At 55.5% G+C, this 14,501-nt stretch carries 14 protein-coding genes; 13 read left to right on the top strand and 1 reads right to left on the bottom strand.

Translation table 11 applies throughout. From position 1 onward, the window contains the following. Positions 1-86 precede the first annotated feature (86 nt). From LBF07_RS17375 to rihA, 9 genes are all read left to right on the top strand, one after another. The gene (locus LBF07_RS17375; protein WP_008501053.1) at positions 87-1,133 is read left to right on the top strand and encodes a PhoH family protein; all 1,047 of its coding nucleotides are present in this window, start codon (positions 87-89) and stop codon (positions 1,131-1,133) included. Next, positions 1,130-1,597, top strand: a complete 468-nt coding sequence (gene ybeY / locus LBF07_RS17370) for an rRNA maturation RNase YbeY (RefSeq protein WP_008501052.1) — start codon at positions 1,130-1,132, stop codon at positions 1,595-1,597. Before LBF07_RS17375 ends, ybeY begins: the two co-directional genes overlap by 4 nt. Before the next feature lie 89 nt (positions 1,598-1,686). Beyond that, positions 1,687-2,565, top strand: a complete 879-nt coding sequence (corC, locus tag LBF07_RS17365) for a CNNM family magnesium/cobalt transport protein CorC (protein ID WP_021242574.1) — start codon at positions 1,687-1,689, stop codon at positions 2,563-2,565. A 5-nt stretch (positions 2,566-2,570) separates the two neighbouring features. Then, entirely contained in the window at positions 2,571-4,109 is a 1,539-nt protein-coding gene (gene lnt / locus LBF07_RS17360) for an apolipoprotein N-acyltransferase (protein ID WP_094934391.1), read from the top strand. Between the two features lie 352 nt (positions 4,110-4,461). Then, positions 4,462-5,367 (top strand): amino acid ABC transporter substrate-binding protein, encoded by a 906-nt coding sequence (locus LBF07_RS17355; protein WP_008501049.1) that lies wholly within the window; start codon positions 4,462-4,464, stop codon positions 5,365-5,367. A 155-nt stretch (positions 5,368-5,522) separates the two neighbouring features. Beyond that, positions 5,523-6,263, top strand: a complete 741-nt coding sequence (locus LBF07_RS17350; RefSeq protein ID WP_023310756.1) for an amino acid ABC transporter permease — start codon at positions 5,523-5,525, stop codon at positions 6,261-6,263. Next, positions 6,263-6,937, top strand: coding sequence for a glutamate/aspartate ABC transporter permease GltK (gene gltK, locus LBF07_RS17345; RefSeq protein ID WP_014883002.1), 675 nt, complete (start codon positions 6,263-6,265; stop codon positions 6,935-6,937). Before LBF07_RS17350 ends, gltK begins: the two co-directional genes overlap by 1 nt. Then, on the top strand, positions 6,937-7,662 hold the full coding sequence (locus tag LBF07_RS17340; protein WP_014883001.1) for an amino acid ABC transporter ATP-binding protein: 726 nt from the start codon (positions 6,937-6,939) through the stop codon (positions 7,660-7,662). Before gltK ends, LBF07_RS17340 begins: the two co-directional genes overlap by 1 nt. A gap of 120 nt (positions 7,663-7,782) precedes the next feature. Continuing rightward, positions 7,783-8,724: a pyrimidine-specific ribonucleoside hydrolase RihA gene (gene rihA, locus LBF07_RS17335; protein ID WP_045887719.1), complete on the top strand. Its 942-nt coding sequence runs from the start codon at positions 7,783-7,785 to the stop codon at positions 8,722-8,724. 67 nt (positions 8,725-8,791) lie between these two features. On the opposite strand, the gene LBF07_RS17330 is transcribed toward rihA, so the two are convergent. Further along, positions 8,792-9,274: a zinc ribbon-containing protein gene (locus tag LBF07_RS17330; RefSeq protein WP_094934433.1), complete on the bottom strand. Its 483-nt coding sequence runs from the start codon at positions 9,272-9,274 to the stop codon at positions 8,792-8,794. Positions 9,275-9,488: 214 nt separating this feature from the next. Here LBF07_RS17330 and leuS point away from each other — a divergent pair, with 214 nt between their 5' ends. From leuS to nadD, 4 genes are read left to right on the top strand one after another with little or no spacing between them, the layout of a single operon-like run. Further along, positions 9,489-12,071: a leucine--tRNA ligase gene (leuS, locus tag LBF07_RS17325; RefSeq protein WP_033144930.1), complete on the top strand. Its 2,583-nt coding sequence runs from the start codon at positions 9,489-9,491 to the stop codon at positions 12,069-12,071. Between the two features lie 14 nt (positions 12,072-12,085). After that, positions 12,086-12,655, top strand: a complete 570-nt coding sequence (gene lptE, locus LBF07_RS17320; RefSeq protein ID WP_039261260.1) for an LPS assembly lipoprotein LptE — start codon at positions 12,086-12,088, stop codon at positions 12,653-12,655. Further along, positions 12,655-13,686, top strand: coding sequence for a DNA polymerase III subunit delta (gene holA, locus LBF07_RS17315; RefSeq protein WP_094934392.1), 1,032 nt, complete (start codon positions 12,655-12,657; stop codon positions 13,684-13,686). The genes lptE and holA overlap by 1 nt, the downstream gene beginning before the upstream one ends. Next, positions 13,679-14,344, top strand: coding sequence for a nicotinate-nucleotide adenylyltransferase (gene nadD, locus LBF07_RS17310; RefSeq protein ID WP_033144928.1), 666 nt, complete (start codon positions 13,679-13,681; stop codon positions 14,342-14,344). Before holA ends, nadD begins: the two co-directional genes overlap by 8 nt. Positions 14,345-14,501: the final 157 nt, after the last annotated feature.

Raw genomic sequence — 14,501 nt, 5'->3', positions numbered from 1 at the left:
TATTCTGTGGCGTGAATAATTTCGGTAATGACCGTTTTATTACGTCCTATCGCAATGGGTCAGTTAACCAATTAAAGAGGAACAGTTTGAATATAGATACGCGTGAAATTAGCCTTGAGCCAGCAGACAACGCTCGCCTGCTGAGCCTGTGCGGGCCGTTTGATGACAACATCAAACAACTGGAGCGACGTCTGGGTATCGAAATCAATCGTCGCGATAATCATTTCAAACTTACCGGACGCCCTATCTGCGTCAACGCCGCTGCGGACATTCTGCGTAGCCTGTATGTGGATACATCACCCATGCGCGGCGAAATTCAGGATATCGAACCGGAACAAATTCACCTCGCCATTAAAGAGGCGCGCGTGCTTGAGCAGAGCGCGGAAAGCGTGCCGGACTACGGCAAGGCCATTAACATCAAGACCAAACGTGGCGTTATTAAGCCGCGTACGCCAAACCAGGCGCAGTACATCGCCAATATCCTCGACCACGACATCACCTTCGGGGTGGGGCCGGCGGGGACGGGTAAAACCTATCTGGCCGTTGCCGCTGCGGTAGATGCGCTGGAACGCCAGGAGATCCGTCGTATTCTGCTGACCCGTCCGGCCGTTGAAGCGGGTGAAAAGCTGGGCTTCCTGCCGGGCGATCTGAGCCAGAAGGTCGACCCGTATCTGCGCCCGTTATACGATGCGCTGTTCGAGATGCTCGGCTTTGAGAAGGTTGAGAAGCTCATTGAGCGTAACGTTATCGAAGTGGCCCCTCTCGCCTACATGCGCGGTCGTACGCTGAACGATGCGTTCATCATTCTCGATGAGAGCCAGAACACCACCATCGAACAGATGAAGATGTTCCTGACGCGTATCGGCTTTAACTCGAAAGCGGTCATTACCGGTGACGTCACCCAGATCGACCTGCCGCGCAGCACCAAATCCGGCCTGCGCCACGCCATTGAGGTGCTGGCCGAGGTCGACGAAATCAGCTTTAACTTCTTCCACAGTGAAGACGTGGTACGCCACCCGGTGGTCGCGCGTATCGTTAACGCCTATGAAGCCTGGGAAGAGGCGGATCAGAAGCGTAAGGCCGAACTGGCCGCAGAACGTAAGCGCGAAGCGCAGGAGCAAGAACAGAAATGAGTCAGGTGATCCTCGATTTACAGCTGGCCTGTGAAGACAATTCCGGCATGCCAGATGAGGCACAGTTTCAGAAATGGCTGGATGCCGTTATTCCTCAGTTTCAGGAAGAATCAGAAGTCACGATTCGCCTGGTGGATGAAGCAGAAAGCCATGAGCTTAACCTGACCTATCGCGGGAAAGATAAGCCGACCAACGTGCTCTCTTTCCCGTTCGAAGCGCCGCCGGGCATTGAGATGCCGCTGTTGGGCGATCTGATCATCTGCCGTCAGGTGGTTGAACAGGAAGCCAAAGAGCAGCAAAAGCCGCTTGAGGCCCACTGGGCGCATATGGTGGTACACGGCAGCCTGCACCTGCTCGGCTACGATCACATTGAAGATGACGAAGCGGAAGAGATGGAGTCCCTCGAGACAGAGATAATGCTTGCTCTGGGCTATGAGGATCCGTACATTGCCGAGAAAGAATAGTCCGTCACCTGACGGACTCACATGCCGCCACGAAAGGATATCGCGTGGCGGTAAACGTTGAACTAACAAGAGAACCCTTAACAAACGCCATGAGCGACGACAATTCACACAGTAGCGACACGACAACCAGTAAAAAGGGATTTTTCTCCCTCATTCTGAACCAGCTTTTCCACGGCGAACCCAAAAACCGTGATGAACTGCTGGAGCTGATTCGTGATTCCGGGCAGAACGACCTTATCGACGAAGATACGCGCGAAATGCTCGAAGGGGTTATGGACATCGCCGACCAGCGCGTTCGCGATATCATGATCCCCCGCTCGCAGATGATCACCCTGAAACGTAACCAGACCCTGGACGAGTGCCTCGATGTGATCATCGAATCCGCCCACTCGCGTTTCCCGGTCATCAGCGAAGACAAAGATCACATCGAAGGGATTTTGATGGCCAAAGATCTGCTGCCGTTTATGCGCAGCGATGCCGAAGCCTTCAGCATGGAAAAAGTGTTACGCCAGGCCGTGGTTGTGCCGGAGAGTAAACGTGTGGATCGGATGCTGAAAGAGTTTCGCTCTCAGCGTTACCACATGGCGATTGTTATTGATGAGTTTGGTGGCGTTTCCGGTCTGGTCACGATCGAGGATATTCTTGAGCTGATCGTGGGCGAAATCGAAGACGAGTACGACGAAGAAGAAGATATCGACTTCCGGCAGCTTAGCCGCCACACCTGGACCGTGCGCGCGCTGGCCTCGATTGAGGACTTTAACGACGCCTTCGGTACCCACTTCAGCGATGAAGAGGTCGATACCATTGGCGGGCTGGTGATGCAGGCCTTTGGCCACCTCCCGGCGCGCGGTGAGACCGTTGACATCGACGGTTACCAGTTCAAAGTGGCAATGGCCGACAGCCGACGTATTATACAGGTTCACGTCAGAACGCCGGACGACTCACCGGTGCCAAAACTGGAAGATTAATGTAAATGGCATTTGCCCCACTGCTTGAACGCCAGCTCATCCGTTTGCTGCTGGCGCTGTTACTTGGAGCCAGCGGTACGCTGGCTTTTTCTCCTTACGATATCTGGCCCGCCGCCATTCTCTCCCTGATGGGGCTTCAGGGCCTGACCCTGAATCGTCGTCCGGTACAGGCTGCGGCTATCGGTTACTTCTGGGGACTGGGGCTGTTTGGCTCAGGCATCAACTGGGTCTATGTCAGCATCGCCCAATTTGGCGGTATGCCTGGCCCGGTTAACGTCTTCCTGGTGGTATTGCTCGCCGCGTATCTCTCGCTCTATACCGGTCTGTTCGCCGGCATCCTTTCTCGCCTGTGGCCAAAAACCACCTGGCTGCGCGTCGCCATTGCCGCGCCGGTGGTCTGGCAGATAACCGAGTTCCTGCGCGGCTGGGTGCTGACGGGCTTCCCGTGGCTGCAGTTCGGCTACAGCCAGATTGACGGCCCCCTGAAGGGTTTGGCGCCGGTAATGGGCGTTGAGGCCATCAACTTCCTGCTGATGGTGGTCAGCGGCCTGCTGGTCCTGGCGCTGGTCCAGCGCTGCTGGAAACCGCTGGCTGTGGCACTGGTGCTGTTTGCCCTGCCCTTCCCGCTGCGCTATATCCAGTGGTTCACGCCCGAGCCAGAGCGCGCCATGCAGGTTTCCATGGTGCAGGGGAATATTCCGCAGTCTATGAAGTGGGATGAGAAAGAGCTGCTGAATACGCTGAAGATCTACGCCAACGCCACCGAAGAGGTGATGGGTAAATCCCAGCTGATTATCTGGCCGGAATCTGCGATCCCCGATCTGGAAATTAACCAGCAGCCGTTCCTCAACATGATGAACGACCTGCTGCTGGCGCGCGGCAGCACGCTGATCACTGGGATTGTCGATGCGCGTCTGAATCAGCAGAACCGCTACGACACCTACAACAGCATCATTACGCTCGGGAAAGATAGCGAGTACAGCTACCACTCCACTGACCGGTACAACAAGAACCACCTGGTGCCGTTTGGTGAATTTGTCCCGCTGGAGTCGATTCTGCGCCCGCTGGCCCCGTTCTTTGACCTGCCGATGTCCTCTTTCAGCCGCGGCCCGTACGTACAGCCTCAGCTGCACGCGCACGGCCTGGCCCTGACGGCGGCCATCTGCTACGAAATCATTCTCGGCGAGCAGGTACGCGATAACTTCCGCCCGGATACTGACTATCTGCTGACCATCTCCAACGACGCCTGGTTTGGTAAGTCAATCGGCCCGTGGCAGCACTTCCAGATGGCACGTATGCGCTCTCTGGAGCTGGCGCGTCCGCTGCTGCGCAGCACCAACAACGGCATCACCGCCGTGATTGGTCCGCAGGGCGAGATTCAGGCGATGATCCCGCAGTTTACTCGCGAGGTACTGACCACTAAAGTCACGCCAACCACCGGGCTGACGCCATACGCGCGCACCGGCAACTGGCCGCTGTGGATACTGACCGTGCTGTTCGGCTTTGGCGCGGTGCTGATGAGCCTGCGTCAGCGTCGGAAATAACCTTCCCTTCTGTTGCCGGGTGGCGTAGCCGCCACCCGACAATTTTCTCCAGAGTCCCATCCTGGCACGCCTATTGCTTTGTTTATTCAGGTAAACGCAGTTTGGCTTAACGTGCAACTTTGTCGCACCAGCGTAGATCATCGGTAGCACCGAAACGGTGCAACGGGAGATATTTGCCTCTGAATGGTGCGGCGCGCTTCGCAAAAATAAACAATAACGCAGCAAAATCTTTACATTAAGCCAGACTAAATGTTAACAAGCTTGCATAACACTGCACTCGCACTGCGCGAGATATAACAACATCACAATGGGTATCAATGCGTCGCTGGCGCTGATAAAAAAGGAGTTGGGTATGCAATTACGTAAACTGGCCACAGCAATGCTGGTTATGGGAATGTCTGCAGGCGTGGTTCACGCTGAAGATGCTCCGGCAGCAGGCAGCACTCTCGACAAGATTGCCAAAAACGGCGTCATCGTGGTCGGCCACCGTGAATCTTCAGTCCCGTTCTCTTACTACGACAACACGCAAAAAGTCGTGGGCTATTCACAGGATTACTCCAACGCCATCGTTGAAGCTGTGAAGAAAAAGCTGAACAAACCTGACCTGCAGGTGAAGCTGATCCCAATCACTTCACAGAACCGTATTCCACTGCTACAAAACGGCACCTTTGACTTCGAGTGTGGCTCCACCACCAACAACCTCGAGCGTCAGAAACAGGCTGCCTTCTCTGACACCATCTTTGTCGTGGGCACCCGTCTGCTGACGAAGAAAGGCGGTGAGATCAAAGACTTCGCTGATCTGAAAGGCAAAGCGGTTGTTGTGACCTCCGGTACCACGTCAGAAGTGCTGCTGCACAAGCTGAACGACGAGAAGAAAATGGATATGCGCATCATCAGCGCGAAAGACCATGGCGACTCCTTCCGTACCCTGGAAAGCGGTCGTGCCGTTGCGTTTATGATGGATGACGCCCTGCTGGCGGGCGAACGTGCGAAAGCGAAGAAACCAGACAACTGGGATATCGTCGGTACCGCGCAGTCCAAAGAAGCCTACGGCTGTATGCTGCGTAAAGACGATCCGCAGTTCAAAAAGCTGATCGATGACACCATCGCTCAGGTGCAGACCTCCGGCGAAGCGGAAAAATGGTTCGACAAATGGTTCAAGAACCCGATTCCACCAAAAAACCTGAACATGAATTTTGAACTGTCTGACGACATGAAGGCGCTGTTCAAATCTCCAAATGACAAGGCTCTTAACTAATTAGAACAACAGGGGCGGGATCTCCTGCCCTCTCGATTGTCGGGAAGCATGGACAGACTATACGTTGAGTGGTCGTTCCCCACTCAGCGCGAAAAATGAGCTTCTCACCAATCTTCGAGGGTAGCGCTGCTACCCTTTTTTTTCTGGAGTTTATTATGTCAATAGACTGGAACTGGGGCATATTCCTGCAACAAGCCCCGTTCGGCAACACCACCTATCTTGGCTGGCTGTGGAGCGGCTTTCAGGTCACCGTGGCACTATCGATAACGGCGTGGATTATCGCGTTTCTTGTCGGTTCTCTGTTCGGTATTCTGCGCACCGTCCCTAACCGTTTTCTTTCAACGCTTGGCACCCTGTATGTGGAACTGTTCCGTAACGTTCCGCTGATCGTGCAATTCTTTACCTGGTATCTGGTCATCCCGGAACTGCTGCCGGAAAATATTGGCATGTGGTTCAAGTCGGAGCTGGATCCGAACGTGCAGTTCTTTGTCTCCTCCATGATGTGTCTGGGGCTGTTTACCGCTGCGCGCGTTTGCGAGCAGGTGCGTGCCGCCATTCAGTCATTGCCGCGCGGACAAAAAAACGCGGGCCTGGCAATGGGCCTGACGCTGCCCCAAACCTACCGCTACGTGCTGCTGCCTAACGCCTACCGCGTTATCGTTCCACCGATGACCTCCGAGATGATGAACCTGGTGAAAAACTCGGCCATCGCCTCGACTATCGGCCTGGTCGACATGGCCGCGCAGGCGGGCAAGCTGCTGGATTATTCCGCTCACGCGTGGGAATCCTTCACCGCGATCACGCTCGCGTATGTTCTGATTAACGCTTTCATCATGCTGGTGATGAACCTGGTTGAACGCAAAATCCGCCTGCCGGGTAATCTGGGGGGCAAATAATGTACGAATTTGACTGGAGTTCTATCGTTCCATCCATGCCTTACCTGCTTGATGGCCTGGTGATTACCTTAAAAATCACCGTTATTGCCATCATCATTGGTATCGTCTGGGGCACCCTGCTGGCCGTCATGCGCCTGTCGAGCTTTAAGCCGCTCGCCTGGTTTGCGACCGCCTACGTTAACGTGTTCCGCTCCATCCCGCTGGTGATGGTGCTGCTGTGGTTTTACCTGATTGTGCCCGGCTTCCTGCAGAACGTGTTGGGGCTGTCGCCGAAAACCGATATCCGTCTGATCTCCGCCATGGTGGCGTTCTCAATGTTCGAGGCCGCTTACTACTCGGAGATTATCCGAGCGGGCATTCAGAGTATCTCCCGCGGGCAATCCAGCGCCGCGCTGGCGCTGGGAATGACGCACTGGCAGTCCATGCAGCTCATTATTCTGCCGCAGGCGTTTCGCGCCATGGTTCCGCTCCTGCTGACCCAGGGCATCGTGCTGTTCCAGGATACCTCGCTGGTCTACGTTCTGAGTCTGGCAGACTTCTTCCGTACCGCGTCAACCATCGGTGAACGTGATGGTACGCAGGTCGAGATGGTGCTCTTTGCGGGTGCGGTCTATTTTGTGATTAGTTTAAGCGCGTCGCTGTTGGTCAGCTGGCTGAAGAAAAGGACGGTATAATGATTTCCCTGAAAAATGTTTCTAAATGGTATGGGCACTTTCAGGTGCTGACCGACTGCTCCACCGAAGTCAAAAAAGGCGACGTAGTGGTGGTATGCGGGCCGTCCGGCTCCGGTAAATCGACGCTGATTAAAACCGTCAACGGACTGGAGCCGGTGCAGCAGGGTGAGATCGTTGTCAACGGCACCAAAGTCAACGATAAGAAAACCAACCTCGCCCAGCTTCGCTCTCACGTTGGCATGGTGTTCCAGCATTTTGAGCTGTTCCCTCACCTCTCCATTATTGAGAACCTGACGCTGGCGCAGGTAAAAGTGCTTAAGCGTGATAAAAAAGCGTCGCGCGAGAAAGGTCTGAAGCTCCTGGAACGCGTTGGGCTTTCGGCGCATGCCGATAAGTTCCCGGCACAGCTTTCTGGCGGCCAACAGCAGCGTGTGGCGATCGCCCGCGCGCTGTGCATGGATCCGGTGGCAATGCTGTTTGATGAGCCAACGTCGGCGCTCGATCCAGAGATGATCAATGAAGTGCTGGACGTAATGGTCGAGCTGGCGCACGAAGGGATGACCATGATGGTGGTGACCCACGAAATGGGCTTTGCCCGTAAAGTGGCCAACCGCGTAATCTTTATGGACGAAGGGAAAATTGTCGAAGACTCACCGAAAGAAGAGTTCTTCGCTAACCCGAAATCAGAGCGTGCGAAAGATTTCCTCGCGAAAATCCTGCACTAACCTTCCCGGTGCGCAATCTGCGGATTGCGCACTGCTTCACGCTTTCACTCAGTTCCTCTCGTCGGCGTCACATTGCAGCGTTAACCTTGTCACAAAATAACGCTACGTATGGAGAACGCTATGGCACAGCCTATTATTCTCGACTGCGATCCGGGTCATGACGACGCGATCGCGCTCGTCCTCGCTCTTGCCTCCCCTGAACTCGAGGTAAAAGCCGTCACCTCGTCCGCCGGAAACCAGACGCCGGACAAAACCCTGCGCAACGTGCTGCGCATGCTCACGCTGCTCAAACGCACCGACATTCCTGTCGCCGGCGGGGCCGTGAAGCCGCTGATGCGCGAGCTGATTATTGCCGACAACGTTCATGGTGAAAGCGGGCTGGACGGTCCGGCACTGCCGGAGCCGGGTTTCACGCCGCAAAACTGTACCGCCGTGGAGCTGATGGCGAAGGTTCTACGTGAGAGTGCAGAACCGGTAACGCTGGTGGCAACCGGACCGCAAACCAACGTTGCGCTGCTGCTGAACAGCCATCCTGAGCTGCATAATAAAATTGCCCGAATTGTGATTATGGGCGGGGCCATGGGGCTGGGGAACTGGACGCCTGCGGCGGAGTTCAACATCTTTGTCGACCCGGAAGCCGCGGAAATCGTCTTCCAGTCCGGCTTACCAATTGTAATGGCGGGACTGGACGTTACCCACCGCGCGCAGATTATGGCGGACGATATTGAGCGATTCCGCTCCGTGGGTAATACGGTCGCGACAACCGTGGCCGAGCTGCTCGACTTCTTTATGGAGTATCACAAAGCCGAGAAGTGGGGATTCCACGGCGCGCCGCTGCATGACCCGTGCACCATTGCCTGGCTACTGAAGCCGGAGATGTTCACCACGGTGGACAGATGGGTTGGTGTTGAGACGCAGGGAAAATACACCCAGGGAATGACGGTGGTGGATTACTACTCGCTGACGGGGAATAAACCGAATACCACGGTGATGGTGGACATCGACCGCGAGGCGTTTGTGGATTTGCTGGCGGAGAGACTTGCTTACTATAGTGCGGCCTGATGCACTCCCCCACGGGGAGAAGGAGCAGACACTAAAAACGGCAACGTGGTTGCCGTTTTGCTTTTATTTATGGCTCAAACGGCCGACGCTGGAACTGATCGTGGCCGCATTTCGGACACAGCGGCAGGACATCCGGCGTATATACCGCAATATGATGGTGGCAATTCTCACATACCAGATTTCCCAAGCCGACCACCTCACCACTGTGATACACACCGTGATGGTTCAAATCCTGAAAGACCTCGCGCCACTCCAGCTGCGTTATATCCGTGATGTCGGCCAGCTCTTGCCACAGGCTCTCTTTAATCACCCGCATAAAAACGCTGTCCGTGACCTCCTCCTGGCTCTCCTGGTAGCTGCGCGCGAACTCTTCCAGATCGCGACGCACGGCGCGCGTCACCTCTTCCACTTCGGTTCGCGTTAACTCACCCGTTTGCGTCACGCGGGCACGCGCCTGCTCCACCAGCGCGTCGATATCTCGCTCGCCGTTACGCAGCCGTTCCGTCAGTGTCGCCACCAGTTCGCGGTAAAATTGAGCAACCTTGTTCATCATTTTGCCTCCCGGGTAAGTAACTATTTCTAATAATAGACCTTATTTCATCGCCGCTTTGTCAGGTGAAGCACAGACCCGGTAAATTCCTGCAAAGCGCATTTGTGCGAAAGGCTGTTTTGACGCGGGCGTTTGGGCTATGCTATGCGGATCTGAATTACCACATCCATTGGCTACATTTGTAGCTGTATTGAAAACAGGACCACTGGCTGCCATGCAAGAGCAATACCGCCCGGAAGAGATAGAATCAAAAGTCCAGCAACACTGGGACGAGAAGCGCACCTTTGAAGTAACCGAAGACGAGAGCAAAGAGAAGTATTACTGCCTGTCGATGCTTCCCTATCCTTCTGGTCGACTACACATGGGCCATGTGCGTAACTACACCATCGGCGATGTGATTGCACGCTACCAGCGCATGCTGGGTAAAAACGTTCTGCAGCCTATCGGCTGGGATGCGTTCGGTCTGCCTGCGGAAGGCGCGGCGGTCAAAAACAACACCGCACCGGCGCCGTGGACGTACGACAATATCGCGTACATGAAAAACCAGCTCAAGATGCTGGGCTTTGGCTATGACTGGAGCCGCGAGCTGGCAACCTGTACCCCGGAATACTATCGCTGGGAGCAGAAGTTCTTCACCGAGCTGTATAAAAAAGGCCTGGTGTATAAGAAAACCTCTGCCGTTAACTGGTGTCCGAATGACCAGACCGTTCTCGCAAACGAACAGGTTATCGACGGCTGCTGCTGGCGCTGCGACACCAAAGTTGAGCGTAAAGAGATCCCACAGTGGTTTATCAAAATCACCGCTTACGCTGATGAGCTGCTGAACGATCTGGATAACCTCGACCACTGGCCAGATACCGTTAAGACCATGCAGCGCAACTGGATCGGCCGTTCTGAAGGCGTGGAGATTACCTTCAACGTTGAGAACTATGACCAGACCCTGACTGTCTACACCACCCGCCCGGACACCTTCATGGGCGCGACCTACCTGGCCGTAGCCGCAGGTCACCCGCTGGCGCAGAAAGCGGCAGAGAACAACCCGGAGCTGGCCACCTTCATCGACGAGTGCCGCAACACCAAAGTGGCCGAAGCCGACATGGCGACGATGGAGAAAAAAGGCGTCGCGACAGGCTTCTATGCGAAGCATCCGCTGACTGGCGAAGCGATCCCTGTCTGGGCAGCGAACTTCGTGCTGATGGAGTACGGTACAGGCGCGGTAATGGCCGTTCCGGGCCACGATCAGCGCGACTACGAGTTTGCCACCAAATACAGCCTGCCGATTAAAGCCGTTATTCTGGCCGCCGATGGTTCTGAACCCGACCTGTCCGAACAAGCGCTGACCGAAAAAGGCACCCTGTTCAACTCTGGTGAATTCAGCGGCCTGAGCTTCGAAGAGGGCTTCAACGCCATCGCCGATAAGCTGGCCTCTCTGGGCGTGGGCGAGCGTAAAGTTAACTTCCGTCTGCGCGACTGGGGCGTGTCCCGTCAGCGTTACTGGGGCGCGCCAATCCCAATGGTGACGCTGGAAGATGGCACCGTGATGCCAACGCCGGAAGATCAGCTCCCGGTGATCCTGCCGGAAGACGTGGTCATGGACGGTATCACCAGCCCGATCAAAGCCGATCCTGAGTGGGCAAAAACCACCGTCAACGGTCAGCCTGCGCTGCGTGAAACCGACACCTTTGACACCTTTATGGAGTCATCCTGGTACTATGCGCGCTACACCTGCCCGCAGTATCAGGACGGTATGCTCGATTCCGATGCGGCAAACTACTGGCTGCCGGTTGATATCTATATCGGCGGCATCGAACACGCCATCATGCACCTGCTCTACTTCCGCTTCTTCCACAAACTGATGCGCGATGCAGGCATGGTGAACTCTGACGAACCAGCAAAACAGCTGCTGTGTCAGGGCATGGTACTGGCAGATGCGTTCTATTACGTCGGTGCTAACGGCGAGCGTAACTGGGTTTCTCCGGTTGATGCGATCGTCGAGCGCGACGAGAAAGGCCGTATCGTTAAGGCGAAAGACGCCGAAGGTCATGAACTGGTCTATACCGGCATGAGCAAGATGTCTAAGTCGAAAAACAACGGCATCGATCCGCAGGTAATGGTTGAGCGTTACGGTGCGGACACCGTGCGTCTGTTCATGATGTTTGCCTCTCCGGCCGACATGACCCTGGAATGGCAGGAGTCTGGCGTGGAAGGGGCGAACCGCTTCCTGAAACGCGTCTGGAAACTGGTTTACGAACACACTGCACTGGGCGATGCCCCGGCGCTGAACGCCGCCGCACTGACTGAAGATCAGCAGGCGCTGCGTCGCGATGTTCATAAAACGATTGCGAAAGTGACCGATGATATTGGTCGTCGTCAGACCTTCAATACCGCAATTGCGGCTATTATGGAACTGATGAACAAGCTGGCGAAGGCTCCGCAGGACGGCGAGCAGGATCGTGCCTTAATGCGTGAAGCGCTGCTGGCCGTCGTTCGCATGCTGAACCCGTTCACTCCGCACGTCAGCTTCACCCTGTGGCAGGAGCTGAAAGGCGAAGGCGATATTGACAACGCGCCGTGGCCGCAGGCTGACGAAGCCGCGATGGTGGAAAACACGACGCTGGTTGTGGTCCAGGTAAACGGCAAAGTCCGCGGTAAAATTACCGTGGCGGTCGATGCAACCGAAGAACAGGTTCGCGAGCGCGCGGGCCAGGAACCTCTGGTCGCAAAATATCTTGAGGGCGTTACCGTACGTAAAGTGATCTACGTACCGGGTAAACTGCTCAATCTGGTCGTTGGCTAAGCGCGGGAGGAAACGTGCGACAACTGGCAACAATACTCTTATCACTGGCGGTGCTTGTCACCGCTGGCTGTGGCTGGCACCTGCGCAATACCACGGCAGTGCCTGCTGAGATGAAAACGATGATTTTCGACTCATCGGATCCGAATGGTCCACTCAGCCGGGCAGTTCGTAATCAGCTGCGTCTGAACGGCGTTGAGCTTGTTGAGAAACAAACGCTGCGCCAGGATGTACCGTCTCTGCGTATCATCGGAGGAGGTCTGTCGAGAGATACGGCCTCTATCTTCCAGGACGGTCGTACAGCTGAATATCAGATGGTGCTGACGGTCAACGCAGCGGTCCTGATCCCGGGTAAAGACATCTATCCGATCAGCACGAAAGTGTTCCGTTCGTTCTTCGATAACCCGCAGACGGCATTGGCAAAAGATGCCGAACAGCAGATTATCATCAACGAAATGTACGACAAGGCGGCGGAACAGCTGATCCGTAAACTGCCAGGTATTGCAGCGTCTACCCGACAAGGCTCTGACATTGTTGAAAAACCAGTTGCCGGCACGCTTCCTGCTGCTAACTCTCTGGGTAAATGATGATCAGGCTGTATCCTGAACAACTCCGCGCGCAGCTCAAAGAAGGGCTGCGCGCGGCGTATCTGCTTCTTGGAAACGATCCGTTATTGCTTCAGGAAAGCCTGGATGCCGTGCGGCATGAAGCCGCCTCTCAGGGCTTCGATGAACACCACACCGTCCAGCTGGATAACAACACCGACTGGAATGCCCTCTTCTCACTCTGTCAGGCGATGAGCCTTTTTGCGTCGCGCCAGACAATTCAGATCCTGCTGCCGGAGAACGGCCCTAACGCGGCCATCAATGAACAGCTGGCCACGCTGGTCAGCCTGCTTCACAGCGATCTGCTGCTGATTGTGCGCGGCAACAAACTCACCAAAGCGCAGGAAAATGCGGCGTGGTTCACCCAACTCGCAGCCCACGCGGTGCAGGTCACCTGTCAGACGCCTGAACAGGCGCATCTGCCCAAATGGGTGGCAGCGAGAGCGAAGCAGAACAACCTTCAGCTGGATGATGCGGCGAACCAACTGCTCTGCTACTGCTATGAAGGTAACCTGCTGGCCCTGGCGCAGGCGCTGGACAGACTCTCCCTGCTCTGGCCAGATGGCAAGCTGACCTTGCCGCGCGTCGAGCAGGCCGTTAACGACGCGGCGCACTTCACGCCGTTCCACTGGGTGGACGCGCTGCTGTCGGCGAAAAGCAAACGCGCCCTGCATATTTTGCAACAGCTGCGTCTCGAAGGGAGCGAACCGGTTATTCTGCTGCGTACGCTGCAGCGCGAATTGCTGCTGCTGATTACGCTCAAGCGTCAGTCTGCCCATACGCCGCTGCGTTCGCTGTTTGATAAACACCGCGTGTGGCAAAATCGCCGGGCTTTAATCACCGAGGCCGTCAACCGCCTGAGTCATGAACAGCTTCGTCAGGCTGTGCAGCTTCTGATGCGCGCTGAGCTCACGTTAAAACAAGATTATGGCCAGTCGGTCTGGGCGGAGCTGGAAAGCCTTTCTCTGCTGCTCAGCCACAAGGCGCTGGCAGACGTTTTTATTGATGGATAGCATGCATTCTTTACAGGCCTTATATGGCGGCACCTTCGACCCGGTACATTACGGGCATCTGAAGCCGGTTGAAATTCTGGCGAATCTGATCGGCCTTCAGCGCGTCACCATCATGCCCAACAATGTCCCGCCCCATCGTCCACAGCCCGAGGCGACCAGCGAGCAGCGAAAAGAGATGCTTGCCCTTGCCATCGCAGATAAACCGCTATTCCGACTTGACGAGCGTGAGCTGCGTCGCGACACGCCCTCCTGGACGTCTCAGACGCTTCAGGAGTGGCGCGCCGAACAAGGGCCAGACCAGCCGCTTGCCTTTATCATCGGCCAGGATTCTCTGCTGAATTTCCCTACGTGGCATCAGTATGAAACCATCCTGGAGAACAGCCACCTGCTCGTCTGCCGCCGTCCCGGCTATCCGCTGACCATGCGCGAAGAGCAGTACCAGCAGTGGCTGGAAGACCACCTCACGGATAATGTTGAAGATCTTCACAACCAGCCTGCCGGGAAGATCTATCTGGCGGAAACGCCGTGGTTTGATATCTCTGCAACCCTCATTCGCGAGCGTTTACAGCAGGGTTTAGCGTGTGACGATCTGCTGCCATCTCCGGTGCTGGCCTATATCCATGCGCACGGTTTGTATCAGAAAAGCGCAGATGAATAGCCGGAGAGCATAAAAAGCGGCATATTGTTTATCCCGCCTTGACAGGGTAAGCCATACTGTTATTCTCCGCTGCCAGACTTTCCCGCCGATCATTGCTTTACAGAAATTGTTTTACAAAAATGGCAATGCAATCTCAGGCGGAGGGTGGGATGATACC

It is taken from the genome of Enterobacter cloacae complex sp. ECL352 (genome assembly GCF_020149545.1).
Lineage (GTDB): Bacteria > Pseudomonadota > Gammaproteobacteria > Enterobacterales > Enterobacteriaceae > Enterobacter > Enterobacter asburiae_B.
Note: the sequence above shows the minus strand (reverse complement) of the source record. Positions and strands in the feature narration are given on the sequence as shown.